The sequence below is a fragment of the Mesorhizobium sp. C372A genome, assembly GCF_030323245.1.
Taxonomy (GTDB): domain Bacteria; phylum Pseudomonadota; class Alphaproteobacteria; order Rhizobiales; family Rhizobiaceae; genus Mesorhizobium.
The window spans coordinates 3189446-3206067 of the sequence record NZ_CP100475.1 but is presented as its reverse complement, the minus strand read 5'-3'; the positions used below and the strand labels follow the sequence as shown (position 1 = coordinate 3206067).

At 63.7% G+C, this 16622-nt stretch carries 15 protein-coding genes; 4 read left to right on the top strand and 11 right to left on the bottom strand.

The features are described 5' to 3' along the window. Window positions 1-9: 9 nt before the first annotated feature. Entirely contained in the window at window positions 10-687 is a 678-nt protein-coding gene (locus NLY42_RS15290; protein WP_023689755.1) for a PadR family transcriptional regulator, read from the bottom strand. Between the two features lie 272 nt (window positions 688-959). Here NLY42_RS15290 and NLY42_RS15285 point away from each other — a divergent pair, with 272 nt between their 5' ends. Beyond that, window positions 960-1217, top strand: a complete 258-nt coding sequence (locus tag NLY42_RS15285; protein ID WP_023754525.1) for a DUF2798 domain-containing protein — start codon at window positions 960-962, stop codon at window positions 1215-1217. Window positions 1218-1261: 44 nt separating this feature from the next. Here NLY42_RS15285 and NLY42_RS15280 read toward each other — a convergent pair whose 3' ends face one another. From NLY42_RS15280 to NLY42_RS15260, 5 genes are all read right to left on the bottom strand, one after another. Further along, window positions 1262-1642, bottom strand: a complete 381-nt coding sequence (locus NLY42_RS15280) for a thiol-disulfide oxidoreductase DCC family protein (RefSeq protein WP_023672448.1) — start codon at window positions 1640-1642, stop codon at window positions 1262-1264. Between the two features lie 69 nt (window positions 1643-1711). Continuing rightward, window positions 1712-2005 (bottom strand): GYD domain-containing protein, encoded by a 294-nt coding sequence (locus NLY42_RS15275; protein ID WP_023672447.1) that lies wholly within the window; start codon window positions 2003-2005, stop codon window positions 1712-1714. Between the two features lie 190 nt (window positions 2006-2195). Next, window positions 2196-4220: an RNA polymerase sigma factor RpoD gene (gene rpoD / locus NLY42_RS15270; RefSeq protein WP_023754526.1), complete on the bottom strand. Its 2025-nt coding sequence runs from the start codon at window positions 4218-4220 to the stop codon at window positions 2196-2198. Window positions 4221-4632: 412 nt separating this feature from the next. Continuing rightward, entirely contained in the window at window positions 4633-6573 is a 1941-nt protein-coding gene (dnaG, locus tag NLY42_RS15265; protein WP_023683795.1) for a DNA primase, read from the bottom strand. Window positions 6574-6744: 171 nt separating this feature from the next. Continuing rightward, the gene (locus NLY42_RS15260; RefSeq protein ID WP_023754527.1) at window positions 6745-7113 is read right to left on the bottom strand and encodes an RcnB family protein; all 369 of its coding nucleotides are present in this window, start codon (window positions 7111-7113) and stop codon (window positions 6745-6747) included. Between the two features lie 388 nt (window positions 7114-7501). Between NLY42_RS15260 and NLY42_RS15255 the strand changes: the two genes are divergently transcribed. Beyond that, a complete protein-coding gene (locus tag NLY42_RS15255) occupies window positions 7502-9166 on the top strand; it encodes a Na/Pi cotransporter family protein (RefSeq protein ID WP_023754528.1) in 1665 nt (554 codons plus the stop codon). 95 nt (window positions 9167-9261) lie between these two features. Beyond that, window positions 9262-10443, top strand: coding sequence for an MFS transporter (locus tag NLY42_RS15250; RefSeq protein WP_023754529.1), 1182 nt, complete (start codon window positions 9262-9264; stop codon window positions 10441-10443). A 7-nt stretch (window positions 10444-10450) separates the two neighbouring features. On the opposite strand, the gene NLY42_RS15245 is transcribed toward NLY42_RS15250, so the two are convergent. Beyond that, window positions 10451-11008, bottom strand: a complete 558-nt coding sequence (locus NLY42_RS15245) for a GNAT family N-acetyltransferase (protein WP_023754530.1) — start codon at window positions 11006-11008, stop codon at window positions 10451-10453. A 116-nt stretch (window positions 11009-11124) separates the two neighbouring features. After that, entirely contained in the window at window positions 11125-11574 is a 450-nt protein-coding gene (locus NLY42_RS15240) for a GatB/YqeY domain-containing protein (protein ID WP_032894020.1), read from the bottom strand. Between the two features lie 260 nt (window positions 11575-11834). Here NLY42_RS15240 and carA point away from each other — a divergent pair, with 260 nt between their 5' ends. Beyond that, entirely contained in the window at window positions 11835-13052 is a 1218-nt protein-coding gene (gene carA / locus NLY42_RS15235) for a glutamine-hydrolyzing carbamoyl-phosphate synthase small subunit (protein WP_081731488.1), read from the top strand. 263 nt (window positions 13053-13315) lie between these two features. Here carA and NLY42_RS15230 read toward each other — a convergent pair whose 3' ends face one another. From NLY42_RS15230 to ypfJ, 3 genes are all read right to left on the bottom strand, one after another. Continuing rightward, the gene (locus NLY42_RS15230) at window positions 13316-14236 is read right to left on the bottom strand and encodes an aldo/keto reductase (protein WP_023754533.1); all 921 of its coding nucleotides are present in this window, start codon (window positions 14234-14236) and stop codon (window positions 13316-13318) included. Continuing rightward, a complete protein-coding gene (locus tag NLY42_RS15225; RefSeq protein WP_023754534.1) occupies window positions 14233-15498 on the bottom strand; it encodes a TCR/Tet family MFS transporter in 1266 nt (421 codons plus the stop codon). The genes NLY42_RS15230 and NLY42_RS15225 overlap by 4 nt, the downstream gene beginning before the upstream one ends. A gap of 176 nt (window positions 15499-15674) precedes the next feature. Beyond that, the gene (gene ypfJ, locus NLY42_RS15220) at window positions 15675-16610 is read right to left on the bottom strand and encodes a KPN_02809 family neutral zinc metallopeptidase (protein WP_023754535.1); all 936 of its coding nucleotides are present in this window, start codon (window positions 16608-16610) and stop codon (window positions 15675-15677) included. Window positions 16611-16622: the final 12 nt, after the last annotated feature.

Below are 16622 nucleotides of genomic sequence, written 5' to 3'. Positions count from 1 at the left end.
CGCCAGGGGTCAACCGCGCGATAGCGCTTCCAGGGCTTCAGCGGCGGCTTCCAGGACTGCAATCGCCTCGGCCTGCTTTTCAGCCGGCGCGTCGACGAGATCGCCGAGCGCGGCACGCAGCCGGTGGCGCACGGCGCGGAACTCCTCGCGGGCATCCGAGCGACCCCGTCCACCACGCCGTCCGCCTTCCTCGCCGTCGTCGTTCCAGCCGAACCAGTCCCGCGCTTTCGCCATCTTGCGGCCGAAGCGCTCGAGATGCTCCAGCACGCCGTCGATCATCTCGCGGTTCTCGGCGAGATGCGCCTGGCCCGCCTCGGTGATCGAAAACACCTTCTTGTTGCCGTCGGCGGCTGAAGCCGCATAGCCGGCCTCTTCCAGGAAGGTCAGCGTCGGATAGACGACGCCCGGGCTCGGGCTGTAGATGCCGCTGGTGCGCTCTTCCAGCGCCTTGATGATGTCGTAGCCGTGGCGAGGCGCCTCGGCCAGCAGCGACAGCGTGATCAGCTTGAGATCGCCGTCGGCCAGCATGCGCCCGGCGCGAAACATGTCGCCCGGGCCGCCGCGTCCACCGCCACGTCCGCCGTGGCCGAACGGACCAAAGCCGCTGCCCCCTCTTCCACCAAATTTGCCTGCCATGTGCAGGAATGCGCGCTCGGCGCGCTCGCCAAAGGGATGATGTCTGTGCATGAATTGCTCCTTGAGTTATATCTTACGATACATCTTAATTAGGCTTGCCCCGCCGACGAGTCAAGATATATCTTACGATGTATCTAAAGGCGGCGCCAGAAGGATGATTTCGCCGCCGCCGGCAGCTAGAAAGCGCGTGAGGGCCAAAACCTCTCCGTAAGCGTCTGACGTCAAGCAACGCATCCACCCCGGTCTTTCCGGGCAGTTCCGCCGGAAACCCGGCGCAATGGATGCCAAATGCGACGGACCGGATGTTTCAGGAAAATCCAAAAATGACCACGACCCGTAAGCGCGGCAAGCTGCCGGCGCGCTATGCCGCGATCGTCAGTCCGCTGGTGCTGTCGCTGCTGATGACCTTCATAGTCTCGTTCATATCGACGCTGAAAACCCTTGGACTGCAACCTGATTTGCCGGCTGTCTGGCTCACTGCCTGGGGCCTGTCCTGGCTGGTAGCGTTCCCAACGTTGCTCATGGTGCTGCCGGCGGTGCGCCGCATTGTCGGCTGGCTTTGCGAGCCGGCGTCCCGGTAACGCCCATGACGGTAAGGCCCGCAGATTCTTCGGGCCTTGCCTCGCTACCAGCGGCCCTTGCGCCGGTTCCAGACATAGAGAAGATCGGCGAAACGATCATAGGCCAAGCGCGTCAGCGGCAGCGCGACCGGATTGCCGAAGAGCGTCGCCAGCCAGCCGTCGCCCGGCGTCGCCCGCCAGACGGCAACCGCGACATCGGCGCCGACCAGCAGCCTGCCTTCGGCATCGGTGGCATGCAGCCGGCGGCGTATGTCCTCCAGCGAGGCGCTGTAGCCAGAGAGCGCCGCCGGTTCGAGGTTGATGTCGCGGAATTCGATCCGCCCGGCCTTGATCGCCTCGATCAGCCGCCGTTTCTGCCGGGTGATGCCGCCATCGCAAACCGGGCAGCGTGTGTTGTACCAGACGGTCAGCGCAGGCTTGGACATGGCGCGACTATCACCCTGACGGCACGGCCCCGCAATATGACGCCGAGCCGCACGGACCCGCGCTCAGCGCTATCCAAGCGAAGTGACGATCTCGCGATAGGCAAATTCCGGGAAAGCCTTGAGCGTTCGCGTCTTGACGCTGCCACCCGTTGCCAGCATCAGGGCGAAACGAGCAAGCACAGCATCGTCGGGCGCCTCGATAATCGCCACCATGTCGTATTCGCCCATAGTCAGGTAAAACGCCTTGAACGAGCCGCCCATGTCGGCCAGTTGCTTCTTGGCGGCATCGAGCCGCTTCGGCGACTCTCGGATATTTCTGGCGCCCTGTTCCGTCCAGTTCATCAGCAGGATGTAGGTTGTCATCACACACCTCCCTCCGGCGCCACGGAGCACGGCTGAGGACATCAGCCGGGGCGGACATCCGGTTTTTCGCCCAGAACATGCATCCGACCAGGCAAGTATCCTCCCGACGGAGATGGGCGACAAGAGCCTTCACCCGGCAACAAAAAGGGCGCCATCGGCGCCCTTTTCGAATGCTGGTCTGTTGCCGGTATCAACTGTCGAGGAAGCTCCTCAGCTTGCGGCTCCGGCTCGGGTGCTTGAGCTTGCGCAGCGCCTTGGCTTCGATCTGGCGGATACGCTCGCGCGTGACCGAAAACTGCTGGCCGACTTCTTCCAGCGTGTGGTCGGTGTTCATGCCGATGCCGAAGCGCATACGCAGCACCCGCTCCTCGCGCGGCGTCAGCGAGGCGAGCACCCGCGTGGTGGTCTCGCGCAGATTGGCCTGGATCGCCGCATCGATCGGCAGGATCGCCATCTTGTCCTCGATGAAATCGCCCAGATGCGAATCCTCTTCGTCACCCACAGGGGTTTCGAGCGAGATCGGCTCCTTGGCGATCTTCAAGACCTTGCGCACTTTTTCGAGCGGCATTGCGAGCTTTTCTGCCAGTTCCTCCGGCGTCGGCTCGCGGCCGATTTCATGCAGCATCTGGCGCGACGTGCGCACGATCTTGTTGATCGTTTCGATCATGTGCACCGGGATGCGGATGGTGCGCGCCTGGTCGGCGATCGAACGCGTGATCGCCTGCCGGATCCACCATGTCGCGTAGGTCGAGAACTTGTAGCCGCGGCGGTATTCGAATTTGTCGACCGCCTTCATCAAGCCGATATTGCCTTCCTGGATCAGGTCGAGGAACTGCAGGCCGCGATTGGTATATTTCTTGGCGATGGAGATGACGAGGCGCAGATTGGCCTCGACCATTTCCTTCTTGGCGATCGCGGCTTCGCGCTCGCCCTTCTGCACCTGGTTGACGATCTTGCGGAATTCCAGGATTGAGATCGCCGTCTCGGTTGCGAGGTTCTGGATTTCCGAACGCAGATCCTTGATCGCGTCTTTCTCGTTCTTGGTGAATTCCTTCCAACCGCGCGAGGTCAGGTTGCCGATCGAGCGCGTCCAGTTCGGGTCGAGCTCGGAGCCCTGATATTCCTTGAGGAACTCCTCGCGGCGCACGCCATAGCTTTCGGCCAGGCGCAGCAGCTTGCCTTCGTTCTGCACCAGCCGCTTGTTGATGTCGTAGAGCTGCTCGACCAGCGCCTCGATGCGCGCCGTGTTGAGCGACAGCGACTTCACCGCCTTGATCAGCTGGTCCTTCAGCTCCTTCAGGCGGCGGTCCTGGCTTGGCGACAGCGTGCCGGTCGCGGCCAGACGGTTCTCGACCTGCTGGTCCTGCAGCTTGCGCAGCTTCTTGTAGGTGTCGGCGATGACGTCGAGCGTCTCCATCACCTGCGGGCGCAGCTCCGCTTCCATCGCCGCCAGCGACAGGCTCGCCTCGTCCTCGTCTTCCTCGTCGTCATCGACCAGGCCGCGCGTGTCGGCGCCGACATTGGTGATGTCGTCTTCCTCGTCGCGTCCACGCCTCGGCTTGTCCTCGGCCTTGGGCGCCTCCTCGATGCGCTCGACCACCGGCGCCTGCTTGGCTTCGGGGCCGGCATAGGTGGCTTCGAGGTCGATGATCTCGCGCAGCAGGATCTTGGATTCGTTGAGCTCGTCACGCCAGATGATGATGGCCTGGAAGGTCAGCGGGCTTTCGCAGAGGCCCGCAATCATCGTCTCGCGGCCGGCCTCGATGCGCTTGGCGATCGCGATTTCGCCCTCGCGCGACAGGAGCTCGACCGAGCCCATCTCGCGCAGATACATGCGCACCGGGTCATCGGTGCGGTCGGTCGGCTCTTTCTTGGTGGTCGTGGCGGCGACGGCGGTGCCGGTCTGCTCGGCCAGCTCGTTGGCGTCTTCCTCGGCGTCGGCATTGCTGTCGGCGGCCTCGGGCTCCTCGCTCTGATCGTCGTCCTCGACCACGTTGATGCCCATGTCGGACAGCATCGCATTGATGTCTTCGATGCGATCCGGATCGGTCTCTTCCGACGGCAGCACCGCGTTCAGTTCGTCGAGAGTCACATAGCCGCGCTTCTTGGCGGCCTTGATCATCTTCTTGACAGCATCATCGGAAAGGTCGAGCAGAGGCCCATCGGTGGCGCCTTCACGTTCGGTCTCGACCTCTTCCTTTTCCTTTGTCGGCATAGTCTTTATCTTCTCCTAGCGGCCGAGCATCGAAGCCGCGTAGCTGCCGCACCGGTCAAACTACATGCGCTGGTGGCGCTTAACCGGGCCGGTAACCGAATCAACTCTTTTGTTTGTTCATATCGTGCCCCCAAAACCGGTTTTCACTTTTGGGCGATATGCATTAAGTCCAGATTAACCCTGATATCTGTGGCAGGCTGACAGCCTGTCCAGTGATCAGCACCTCGCGTCAGTGCATTTCCATCGACGCCGGCGCGGGCTAAGGTTTCGAATCGTCCTGATTCCGTCATTCTGCCAGAAGGTCAAGCGCCTCTCGCATGATTCGCATCAAAAAAGCGAATCAATTACCCGACTTAGAGGCGTCGATTCGACGCGCAGCACGTACAACATTCATTCTTGCGCAGGTTTCGACCTAGACGCGCCCACCCCTGCCCGAGGATACACCGAACCCTTCGATCAGCGCTTCCGTTGCTTGTACATCACGGAATTGCGCCTGAATCTCGATGAGGTGCCGGTAGTTTTCGTCAGTGGGATCGCTGGCGAGCGCTGCTTCCGCCTGTTTCAGCTCCTTATGTAAGGTGCGCGCGCTGCGCTGCAAGTGCAGCGCCTGGTTGAAGGCGTCGCGGGCATCGTCAAGCGCTGCGGTTTCCAGCGCGGGCCATTGCCTGGCCCGTTGGATGAGCGCCACGGCGCGCCCCCAGATATCGCTGCAGCCGGCACGTTCGATGGTGGCGATCACCGCGCTACGGTCATTGGCCATGTCGTGCGCCATCGCATCGAGGATGGCGGCGTGCAGCCGCTGCAGATCGGTGTTGGCGAGATCGAGGAACTCGACATGGGCGAAGTTCTCGTCGATCAGCGCCGGATGGTTGACGAGGGCTACGATGATCGTCGCCTCGCGCACCGACATCATCTCGCCACCGCGTTTGACCATGGCGGAGCGGCCGAGGCTTTCGGTGATCGCGGCGCGCGCGCCTGCCCCGCTGCCTTTGGCGAACTGTCCGCCGGGTGCGGGCGTTTTGCCCTGCCCAGGTTTCCAGTCCTGGCGACCTTGCCGCACTTCGCGCTGGGCGCTGAAGAAGGTCAGCTCCCGCTCGCGCATCCACTGCTGGTAGTGGTAGCGCTGGCTCTCATCGCGGATGCGGCTGGTCAGTTCGCGCAGCGTCTTTGTCAGCCCCGCCCGCCGCTCCGGCGTGTCGAAGACGCCACCGGATGTCTCACGCATCCACAACAAATCAGCGAGAGGCCGCGCTTCCGCCAGCACGGCACGAAACGCGTCCGGCCCTTCTGCCTTGACCAGATCGTCGGGATCCTTGCCCTCCGGCAACAGTGCAAAGCGCACCGACCGCCCGGCCTGCACCGACGGCAGCGCGAGATCCGCGGCCCGCCACGCCGCCTTCAGCCCGGCCTGGTCGCCGTCGAAGCACAGCATCGGCTCAGGCGCCATGCGCCACAGAAGTTCGAGCTGGTTTTCGGTGAGCGCGGTGCCGAGCGGCGCCACGGCATTCTCGAAGCCGGCCTGCGCCAGCGCAATCACGTCCATATAGCCTTCGACGGCAATCACCGTGCCGCCTTTCGCCAGCGCTTTGCGGGCTCGGGCGAAATTGTAGAGCACGTTGCCCTTGTGGAAGAGCTCTGTGTCGGGCGAATTCATGTATTTGGCCAGCGCATCGGGCGCCAGTGCGCGGCCGCCAAAGGCGATGATCTTGCCGCGCGAATCCGGGATCGGGAACATGATGCGATCGCGGAACCAGTCATAGGAGACCGGGATGTCGTCGCCATGACGCACCAGCCCGCAGGCCTCGATGTCGGCCTTGGGCACACCCTTGGCGGCAAGATGTTCCTTCAGCGCATTGCGGCTGTCGGGCGCAAAGCCCAGCCGGAACGATTGCTGCGTCGCCGGCGTCAGCCCGCGATCCCTGAGATAGGCGCGGGCTTTTGCACCCTCCGGTCCTTGCAGCCGCTCCTGGAAGAAGGCAGTCGCCATCTCCATGACATCGGTCAGGCTGGCGCGTTCCTTCTCACGCTGTTCTTCCCGCTCGTCGCGCACCGGCATCGGCACGCCGGCCATGTCGGCGATCTTCTCGACCGCTTCGGGAAAGCTTAATCCGTCGAGCTCGGTCAGGAACTTGAAATGATCGCCCGACACCGAACAGCCGAAACAGTGATAGCGGCCCTTCTTGTCCTCGCAGTGGAAGGAGGGGCTCTTTTCGCCATGGAACGGACAACAGGCCCAATAGTCGCCGCGCGAGGCGTTGGTCTTCTTCCTGTCCCATGCGACGCGCTGGCCGATGACCGATGAAATCGGCACACGGTCGCGTATCTCATCGAGAAAGGCGGGCGGAAAGCGCATTGGGGAACTCGTTTGTCCCTCATATAATCATGCTCGCGGAATCCGACGACCCTTATTGCGGACCATACCCGGTTTCCACAGCCAAAAAGCCCGGTTTCTACAGCCAAAAGAAAGGCGGCCCTTTCGGGCCGCCTCCTTTCAAGTCTCTGCATTGCGCCGGCGAGGCCGGGCTTAATGCGCGGCAATGGCGCCGAAGATGATGCCGGACAGGACGCTGACCAGCACATAGTCGTTGCCGACGCGGATCCATTCCTGGCCGCGGCCGGGGCGATGCAGGCCATAGCGGCCATAATCGCGGATCGGCTGGTGCCGCTTCCAGCTGGAATATTTCTGGCCATTGCGCCAATGGCTGCGCTTGACGACCACCGTCTTCTTCACGACGCGCTTCCTGATATCGACATGCTTGCCGGGCCTCTGCCAGTCGACCTGCGTGTAATTCGACTGCGGTGCGACCGGTGCGTTCACCGGTGCGGCCTGGCCGGTAAGCGAAGTGGCGGCCAGCATCGAGAAAGCGAGGGCGGAAAGAACAATACGTTTCATAGCGGGGCTCCTTGGTTGTCGATGCCTAGGGAATAGCGCCCGAAGGATGAACCGAAACTGAACACTAGCATTACATTTACGTAATGAAATCGGGTGCTTATCCTGGATATTTGAACATCATCGCAAAGGCGATTGCCGGGAGTCCGGCAAACCGGGACGATCCGCTGCCATCACCAGGGATCCGCCATGCAACCATTTGCGCATCCGTCCATTTTCCGACACGCCCTGTCGCGCCGCGACGGCTCTTGAAATCGACAAGATTTTATTACCCGGCTAAAATATTCCGGATATTGTTCAAGACTGTCATGACCATGATTCGCAGCCCCGTTTTCCTCCCTGCACTGCGCGCCCTCCGCGTCGCGGTAGCTGTCTGCGTGCGGGTTTCGAAATGAGCGGCTCCGTCGTCCTGCTGCATCTGGCGGGCGCGGTGGCGCTGATGCTGTTTGCCACCCGCATGGTCAAGACAGGCGTCGAGCGCGCCTATGGCGACGTGCTGCGTCACCGGCTGCGCTCCACCATGCGCAATCCGATCATGGCGGTGCTGGCTGGCTGCGGCCTGTCGATCGCACTGCAGAGCTCGACCGCCGTCACGCTTCTCGTCGGCTCCTTCGCCGGCGCCGGCATCGTCTCGGGCATGTCGGGCCAATTGGCGGTGCGCGGCGCCGAGATCGGCTCGGCGCTGGTGGTCAAGCTCTTGACCTTCGATCTGACGCTGCTGGTGCCGATCTGCCTCGTCGCCGGCACGGTCATGTTCATGGCCACCGAGCGGCGCGACTGGCGCCAGTTCGGCCGCATCCTGGTCGGCATCGGCCTTTTGGTACTGTCGCTGGAGATGATCGGTCAGGCCTCGGAGCCTCTGCGGCAGAGCACGCTGATGCCGCTCATCATCGAATATTTCTCCAGCGACTACGTCACCGCCTATCTGCTCGCCGCGCTTGTCACCTGGTTGTTCCATTCCTCGATCGCCGCCGTTCTTTTGATGGTGACGCTGGCCGGCCGCGGCTTCATCCCGCCCGAACTCGGCATCGTGCTGGTGCTCGGCGTCAATCTCGGCTCGTCGATCATCGCGCCGCTGCTCACCCGAAGTGCCGAACCTGGCGTGCGCGTCGTGCCGATCGGCAATCTGTTGATGCGCGGCATGGGCTCGCTGGTGATGCTGATCCTGTTCATGACGCTGAAGCCGCCGGTCGCCTTCCTCGGCGCCACCGTGCCCGACCAGATCGTCAACGCCCACATACTGTTCAATGTGCTGATCCTGCTCGCCGGCCTGCCGCTTGCCAGCCTGATCTATCGTGCCTCTGAGAAGATCGTCGCAATGGGCACCAAGCCAGGGCCGGCTACAGAGCTCGATGTGGTCGAACTCTCCGCCCTCAACGACGGCGCGCTCGACGTTCCGAGCCAGGCGCTGGCCAACGCCACCCGCGAGGTGGTGCGCGTCTGCGAGACGGTCGAGATCATGCTCAAGCGCATCATCGAGCTGTATGAAAGCGCCGACGGCGACAAGATCAAGGCGCTGGCCGCCCTTGACGACCGCGTCGACAGGAAGCACGCGGCGATCAAGCTCTATCTGGCCAAATTGACCAGGAACTCGCTCACAGAGGACGAGGCGCTGCGCTGCCAGGAGCTGATAGGCGCCTGCGTCAAGCTCGAGCAGGTCGGCGACATCATCGTGCGCAACATGCTGGTGCATGTGAAGAAGAAGTTCGAGCGCGGGCTGGAGTTCACGCCCGAGGGCTGGAGCGAGCTGCTCGCCTTTCACACCTCGGTGCTGGCCAATGCCAGGCTTGCCTTCAACGTGCTGGTGTCGCGCGACCCTGAGACTGCCCGCCAGCTGGTGCTGGAAAAGGACCGGCTGCGCGACCGCGAAAAGGAAACCAGCGCCAGCCATTTCGTGCGCCTGCGCGACGGCACCGCCAAGAGCGTCGAGACCAGCTCCATCCACCTCGACACCATCCGCGACCTGAAGCAGATCAACTCGCTGCTGGCGTCGATGGCCTACCCGGTGCTGGAAGAGCGCGGCCTGCTCGGCGGCTCCAGGTTGAAGGCGAGCTGATCAAGAAAACCTAAACCGGCCGCAAAAATTTCTGCATTGCCGGCAAGCGCCATCCATGATTTGAGGCCAACTCGTTCAAGGATCGCTTCCGCGCCATGCTTCCGCTCATTGCCCTGTTCATCGCCGCCTTCGCTTTCGGCACCACCGAATTCGTCATTGCCGGCGTGCTGCCGCAAGTGGCCGACGGCCTTGGCGTTTCGATCCCGACCTCCGGCTACCTCGTCTCCGGCTATGCCGGCGGCATCGCGGTTGGCGGCCCATTGCTGGCGCTCGCCACCAAGGGCATTTCCCGCAAGACGCTGCTGCTTTGCCTGACCGTCGCCTTCACCATCGGCCAGGCCGCTTGCGCGCTGGCGCCCGATTTTACCTCGATGCTGCTCTTGCGCATTGCGGTCGCCGTCGCACACGGCGCCTATTTCGGCGTCGCCATGGTGGTGGCGGTCGGCCTCGTGCCCGAGGACAAGCGCGGCATGGCCGTGGCTGTGATCCTCTCCGGCCTCACAGTATCCAATGTCATCGGCGTGCCGGCCGGCACCGCAATCGGCAATCTCTGGGGCTGGCGCGCCACCTTCTGGGTGATGTGCGCGCTGGGCGTGGTGGCGTTTGCCGCCATGGCCGCCCTCCTGCCGCGCAAAACGGGCGCATCGAGCCCATCCACCAGCCTTGGCAGCGAGGTTCGCGTGCTGGCGCGCCAGCAAGTCTGGACCTCGCTGATCCTGATGCTGACGTTGATGATCGGCCAGTTCGGCCTGTTCACCTACATCACCCCGACACTGCTTGAGGTGACCCATCTCGACGAGAGCCTGATCCCCTGGGTGCTGCTGCTCAACGGCGTCGGCGCCACCGTCGGCGTCTTTCTCGGCGGCAAGCTTTCCGACTGGAAGCTGATGCCGTCGCTGATCACCATGCTTGCGCTGCACGCGGTGATGTTGGGCGTGATCTATGCCGTCAGCCCCTACCCCGTGCCGATGGTCATCGCCATCGTCGTCTGGGGTGGCCTCAACTTCGCCATCGGCACGCCGATCCAGACCCGCATCCTGGCCTGGACGGCGGACGCCTCCAACCTCGCCTCCTCGCTCATCCCCTCCGGCTTCAATGTCGGCATCGCGCTCGCCGCGTCGCTGGGCGCTGCCATGCTCAATGCCGGCTACGGCTATCGCAGCCTGCCGGTTGTGGGCGCTGCCGCCATGCTGGTGGCGGTGGTGGTGGCACTTGCCTCCTACATCTGGGAGGGGCGCAGCCGGGCAGCGCCGCCGCTGCCGGCACCGGCCGAATAGCGTCGGACTACAAATCGATCCGGAACAACAAACTCTCGGCGCCGCCATACGCGGCGTCCTTGATGAACGGACCGACCACACGGCCACCATTGGCCAGCACCACCTTCTCCGAGGCCGGATTGTCGAGGTCAGTGGTGAGCTCGACATATGGCAAACCAACAGCCCTCGCCTCGTCCAGCATCAGCCGCAGCGCCTCGGTCGCATAGCCTCGTCCGCGCTTCCACGGCGCCACGGCATAGCCGATATGGCCGAGCACATGCGACGGCAGTGCGGCCGTACCGGGCTGCCAGCGAAAGCCGATCGAGCCGGCGGCCTCGCCGTCCCAGATCCAGCGCCGGAAGCCGGGCAGCCGCGGCACTTTCGTGCCATTAGGCAAGGTAATCGGGCCTCCTTTGGCCTCGGGATCGTCGAGGCTGGCAAGGAACGCCGCAGGATCCTCGTCGATCGCCGCAAGTTGCTCGCGCGTCGCTTCCATCAGCCGGACATTGTCCGGCGACCAGCCACGCTCGAGCGCCGCCTTGTAGGAGGGCAGATGTTCGAGCGTGGGTTTGACGATCTCGATCATGGTGGGTCTCTCCGGCAGGTCAAGGCTTGGCTCGCTTAAGCCGGTGCGGACCGTTTCTTGCCCAGAGGTGATGTCCCGCCCCCTGCTCTCCTTCGCCACTGAAGCGGTGTCGGCTCTTACTGCAGCAGGCCTTTGACGATGCCGCTGGCCTTGCCGAAATCCATCTGGCCGGCATATTTCTGCTTCAGCGCGGCGATCACCTTGCCCATGTCCTTTTGGCTGGCGGCACCGGTCGCAGCGATCGCCTCGCGCGCCGCAGCTGTTACGGCGGCGTCATCCAGCTGCGTCGGCAGGAAGCCGCGGATGATCTCCATCTCGCCACGCTCCTGTGCGGCCAGATCCGGGCGCTTGCCGTCCTCGAACGCCTTGGCCGATTCCTCGCGCTGCTTCACCATCTTGGCCAGGATCTGCAGGATCTCCTCGTCGCTGGCGGGGTCCTTGGTCGAGCCGCGATTGGCGATGTCGCGGTCGTGGATGGCGGCCTGGATCAGCCTGAGCGTCGGCAGCCGGTGCTTGTCCTGCGCCTTCATCGCGCTTTTCAGGGATTCGGCGATTTTTGCGCGCATGATGCTTTCTCCTTCGAACGGCGCGGACAATAACCGCGGCCCATCCGCAAAGCAAACGCGCCAAAGCCCTGATATCGTTCGGCGAAACAAATGCTCGCCGTTTTTGGCACGGGCATCATTGACCGCTCTGGCGCCTTCCCCTATGTACTCGGCCTTGCACAAGACAAAGAATTGATGCGCGCAGGCTCGAGAGATCGGCCGCGCCGTTTGCTGCGCAGATGGCCCGCCATCGAAGCGCGCAGCGTGACAGGAGCGTCGCCATGGCCGAGATGACCCCCGAACTGACCCCGCCTTGGGCAACCGAAAAGCCGACCGCCGTCCTGGTGCTGGCCGACGGCACCGTCATCGAGGGTCGCGGCCTCGGCGCCACCGGTTCCGCCGTTGCCGAAGTCTGCTTCAACACCGCGCTCACCGGCTACCAGGAAATTCTCACCGACCCATCCTATGCCGGCCAGATCGTCACCTTCACCTTCCCGCATATCGGCAACATCGGCACCAATGACGAGGACATCGAGGACTTGAACCCGGTCGCCCGTGCCGGCGCCGTTGGCGCGGTGTTCAAGGCCGATGTCACCAACCCGTCCAACTACCGCGCCGGCACCGGGCTGGACCAGTGGCTGAAGAAGCGCGGCATCGTCGCGCTGTCGGGCATCGACACCCGGGCGCTGACCGCGCTGATCCGCGAAAAGGGCATGCCCAATGCCGTCATTGCGCACGCGCCCGACGGCATCTTCGACCTCGACGATTTGAAGCGGCGGGCCGCCGCCTGGTCGGGCCTGATCGGGCTTGACCTCGCCAAGGAAGTCACCTCCGGCCAGTCCTCGGTCTGGCGTGAAACTCCCTGGGTGTGGAACGAAGGCTTTGGCGAACAGGCCGAGCCGTCGATGCACGTCGTCGCCATCGACTACGGCGTCAAGCGTAACATCCTTCGCCTGCTTTCCGGCCTCGGCGCCAAGGTCACCGTGGTTCCGGCCGGCACCGGCTCGGAAGAGATCCTGGCCATGCAGCCCGACGGCATCTTCCTCTCCAACGGCCCCGGCGACCCGGAAGCCACCGGCGACTACGCGGTGCCGGTCATCCAGGACCTGCTCAAGACCGATATTCCGGTGTTCGGCATCTGCCTCGGCCACCAGATGCTGGCCCTGGCGCTCGGCGGCAAGACCGCCAAGATGCACCAGGGTCATCACGGCGCCAACCACCCGGTCAAGGATCATACCACCGGCAAGGTCGAGATCGTCTCGATGAACCACGGCTTTGCCGTCGATGCCGACTCCTTGCCCGAGGGCGTCGAGGAAACCCATGTCTCGCTGTTCGACGGCTCCAACTGCGGCATCGCGCTGACCGGACGTCCGGTGTTCTCGGTCCAGCACCACCCCGAGGCTTCGCCCGGCCCGCAGGATTCGCACTATCTGTTCCGCCGCTTCGTCAACCTGATCCGCGAAAAGCGCGGCGAGGAACTGCTGGCCGAACGGGTTTGATTTTACAGGTCTTCGTCTAGCCGTTGCCCAGATCGTGATGCTCCGAATAGCCGGAGTTACAAACGCGGCGCGATTGCCCTTGTCTTGGGTCAATGGAATAAACCGGTCAACCGGTCTGTTTGTGACGGCGCGAAGCGACGAAGGCTTCGAGAGCGCCGACGGCATCCCCTGAGCCCAAGCCCCCCTCATCGCTTCGCTTGCGCGCCGCATTAACGGACGAAGCACACACCTATGGCGGGTTCGAAGTTCGCGCCTGGGTAACCTTATGCCACCGGCCGGCCTTCGCTGGCTTCCAAAATGGCGAACCATTGCTGGCGGTCGAGCGCGATATCGAGTGCCTTGACCATGGCGGCCAGCCGCTCGGGCTTCATCGTGCCCAGCACCGGCACCAGCCGGGCCGGATGGCGCAGCAACCAGGCGATGGCGACGGCGGCGAGATCGCCGGCGCCGATCTCGGCAGCCACCGCCGCGATTGCCGCCCTGACCCGCGCCTCGCGCCCTTCCTTGCCGGTGAACAGCAAGCCGCCGCCGAGCGGCGACCAGATCATCGGCGCATAGCCGAGGCGTTGCGCGTGATCGAGGCTGCCATCCATCAGCGCATTGGTCTTCAGCACCGACATCTCGATCTGGTTGGTGGCCAAGGCAAACGGCAGCCGCGAAGCCAGAAGGTCGAACTGCGACGGCGTGAAATTGGAGACCCCGACCGCTCTCACCTTGCCCGACTTGGCCAGCCCGGCAAGGGCCGCCGCCGTCTCGTCGGCATCCATCAGCGGATCCGGCCGGTGCAGCAGCAACAGGTCGAGATAGTCGGTGCCGAGATTGGCGAGCGAACGGTCGACTGAGGCGGCAATGTGGGCCGCACTGGTGTCGTAATGCTTCAGCCGGTTCTGAGGCCGGTTGGCCGATGCCAGCATGATGTCGCATTTCGAGATCAGCTCGATGCTGTCGCGTTTGCCCTTCCAGCGCGACAAGCCGGCGCCAAAGGCAGCTTCCACCTGGTAATGCCCGTAAATATCGGCATGGTCGAAGCTGGTCAGGCCGAGATCGACCGCAGTGCCGATCAGCCGCGCGATCTGGTCGGCGTCCGGGCGCGCGGCGTTGTCGAGCAGGCGCCAGGCGCCGAACACCAGCCGCGACAGCGACACTCCGTCCTTGGTCAGCTCTATGCGGCTGTCATGGCTCATATCTGGGCTCCGTCTTCCGCAGCGCCGGTGGCAACGCTTCTCACCGCCGTCGGCCTCGCAACTTTCGTCACAAAGACAATGACCGCAAGCGTCAGGAAGCACGCGCCAACCAGATAGGGCGCGCCGCCGAACACCACGGGCGCATTCGGTCCGGTGAACCAGGAAAAGATCGCGGTGTAGAGCAGCGGCGTGATGATCGAGGTGATCGAGAAGATCGACGTCATCGCGCCCTGCAATTCGCCTTGCGCCGACGGCGGCACCTTGGCGGCGGCAAGGCTTCTCAGCGGCGGATCGGCCAGTGCTTCCAGGCAGCCGACGACGATCACCGCATAAATCATCCAGCCTTGCGAGGCGAAGGCGTAGCCGAAGGCGCTGGCCGCCGTGAATGTCAGGCCGATGACCGCCGTCCTCCATTCGCCAAGTTTGGGGATCACGCGCGGCAGCACCGTCGCCATGACGATCGCCCCACACAGGCCGAAGGCGCCGAGCGAGAAGCCGATCTGCTGCTCGCTCCAGCCATAACGATAATTGGACACGAACGACCACACCGCCGGATACATCATGTGGCCGAGCGTCATTAGGAAGAAGGCGAGCCCGATCCAGCCGATGCCCTGATATTGGCGCATCTGCAGCAGCGTGCCGACCGGGTTGGCGCGTTTCCACTCGAAGCGGCGGCGGTGCTTTTCATCGAGCGTTTCAGGCAGGAAGAACATGGCGATGAGGAAGTTCACGAAGGCAAGCCCGGCGGCAAAGTAAAACGGCACTCGCGGCCCGAACGTGCCGAGCAGCCCGCCCAGCACCGGCCCAATGACGAAGCCGACGCCGAAGGCGATGCCGAGCAGACCGAAATTCTTCGCCCGGTTGTCATCGTTCGAGATGTCGGCAATGAAGGCCGACGTCGTCGAATAGCTGGCGCCCGAAATGCCGGCCAGCACGCGGCCGATGAACAGCATCGGATAGGACCAGGCGATGGCGCAGATCAGATTGTCGATCGAGAATGTAAGCACCGAGGCAAGCAGGATCGGCCGCCGCCCGAAGCGGTCGCTCAATCCACCCATGATTGGCGCGAAGAAGAACTGCATCGCCGCATAGACGAAGAACAGCCAGCCGCCTTCGATCGCCGCTTCGCTGATGCCGACGCCGGAAAGCTCCCTGAGAAAGGCCGGCAACACCGGCATGATCATGCCGAAGCCGATAATGTCGAGCAGCAGCGTGGTGAAGACGAGCGCAAGGCCCCGCCTGGCGGTTTTGGGGTTGATCATGATGGCGTCTGCTCCCTGAGACCGCCCTTGGGCGGGCGCCCGTTATAGGCGAGGCGCCACTTTGGAACAATAGGAGAACGCCTCAGGCGTTCTCCTCCTGACATCTGTTGCCGGTGGTGAATCGGCCCGCCGACGGATGCGCTTTGGACCGCGGTCGGCTGGAACTTGCGAGCGCCTCAAACCGGACCGGTCAGCGTGTTGCAATCCGACAGCTTGCCGCTCTTGTAGCCGCGCGCCAGCCAGGTCTGCCGCTGCTGCGACGTCCCGTGGTTGAAGCTTTCCGGCACGACATAGCCCTGCATCTTCTTCTGCAGCGTATCGTCGCCGATCTGCTTGGCGGCGTTGAGCGCCTCTTCGATGTCGCCCTGTTCCAGAATGCCCTTCTGCGCGGTGAAATGCGCCCAAACGCCGGCGAAGCAGTCGGCCTGCAGCTCGATGCGCACCGACATCTGGTTGGCTTCCGCCTCACCCATCGACTGCCGCATCTGGTTGAACTTGGGCAGGATGCCGGTGAGGTTCTGCACATGGTGACCGACTTCATGGGCGATCACATATGCCTGGGCGAAATCCCCCGAGGCGCCGAACTGCTGGTCGAGCTGCTGGAAGAAGGTGGTGTCGAGGTAGACCTTGTGGTCGCCGGGACAATAGAACGGTCCGGCTGCCGTCGAGGCGGAGCCGCAGGCCGAGCGGATCTGGCCGCTGAACAGCACAAGCTTCGGGTCCTCATATTTCAGGCCCTGCGACTGGAAGATGCCGGTCCAGGTCTCTTCGGTCTCGGCCAGCACCGTCGACACGAACTGCTTCATCTCGTCGGAAGCAGGCGTGCCGGCGCCGTCGTCCTGGCCGCCGCTGTTGTCGGTAATCTGGCCACCGCCACCCGGCAGCACGCCGCCGCCGTCGCCGCTGCCCAGGATCTGCGACGGGTCGAAGCCGAAATACCATCCGGCCAGCACCACGAGGACGACCAGCAGGATGCTGCCGCCGCCGCCGGTGCGGCCGCCGATCGGGATGCGGAACTGGCCAGGGCTGCCGCCGCCGAAACCACCACCGCCGCCGCTGGCGCTGCGCTCGTCCTCGACATTGTCACTCTGACGGCGGCCCTTCCAGAGCATGGCAACTCCCCG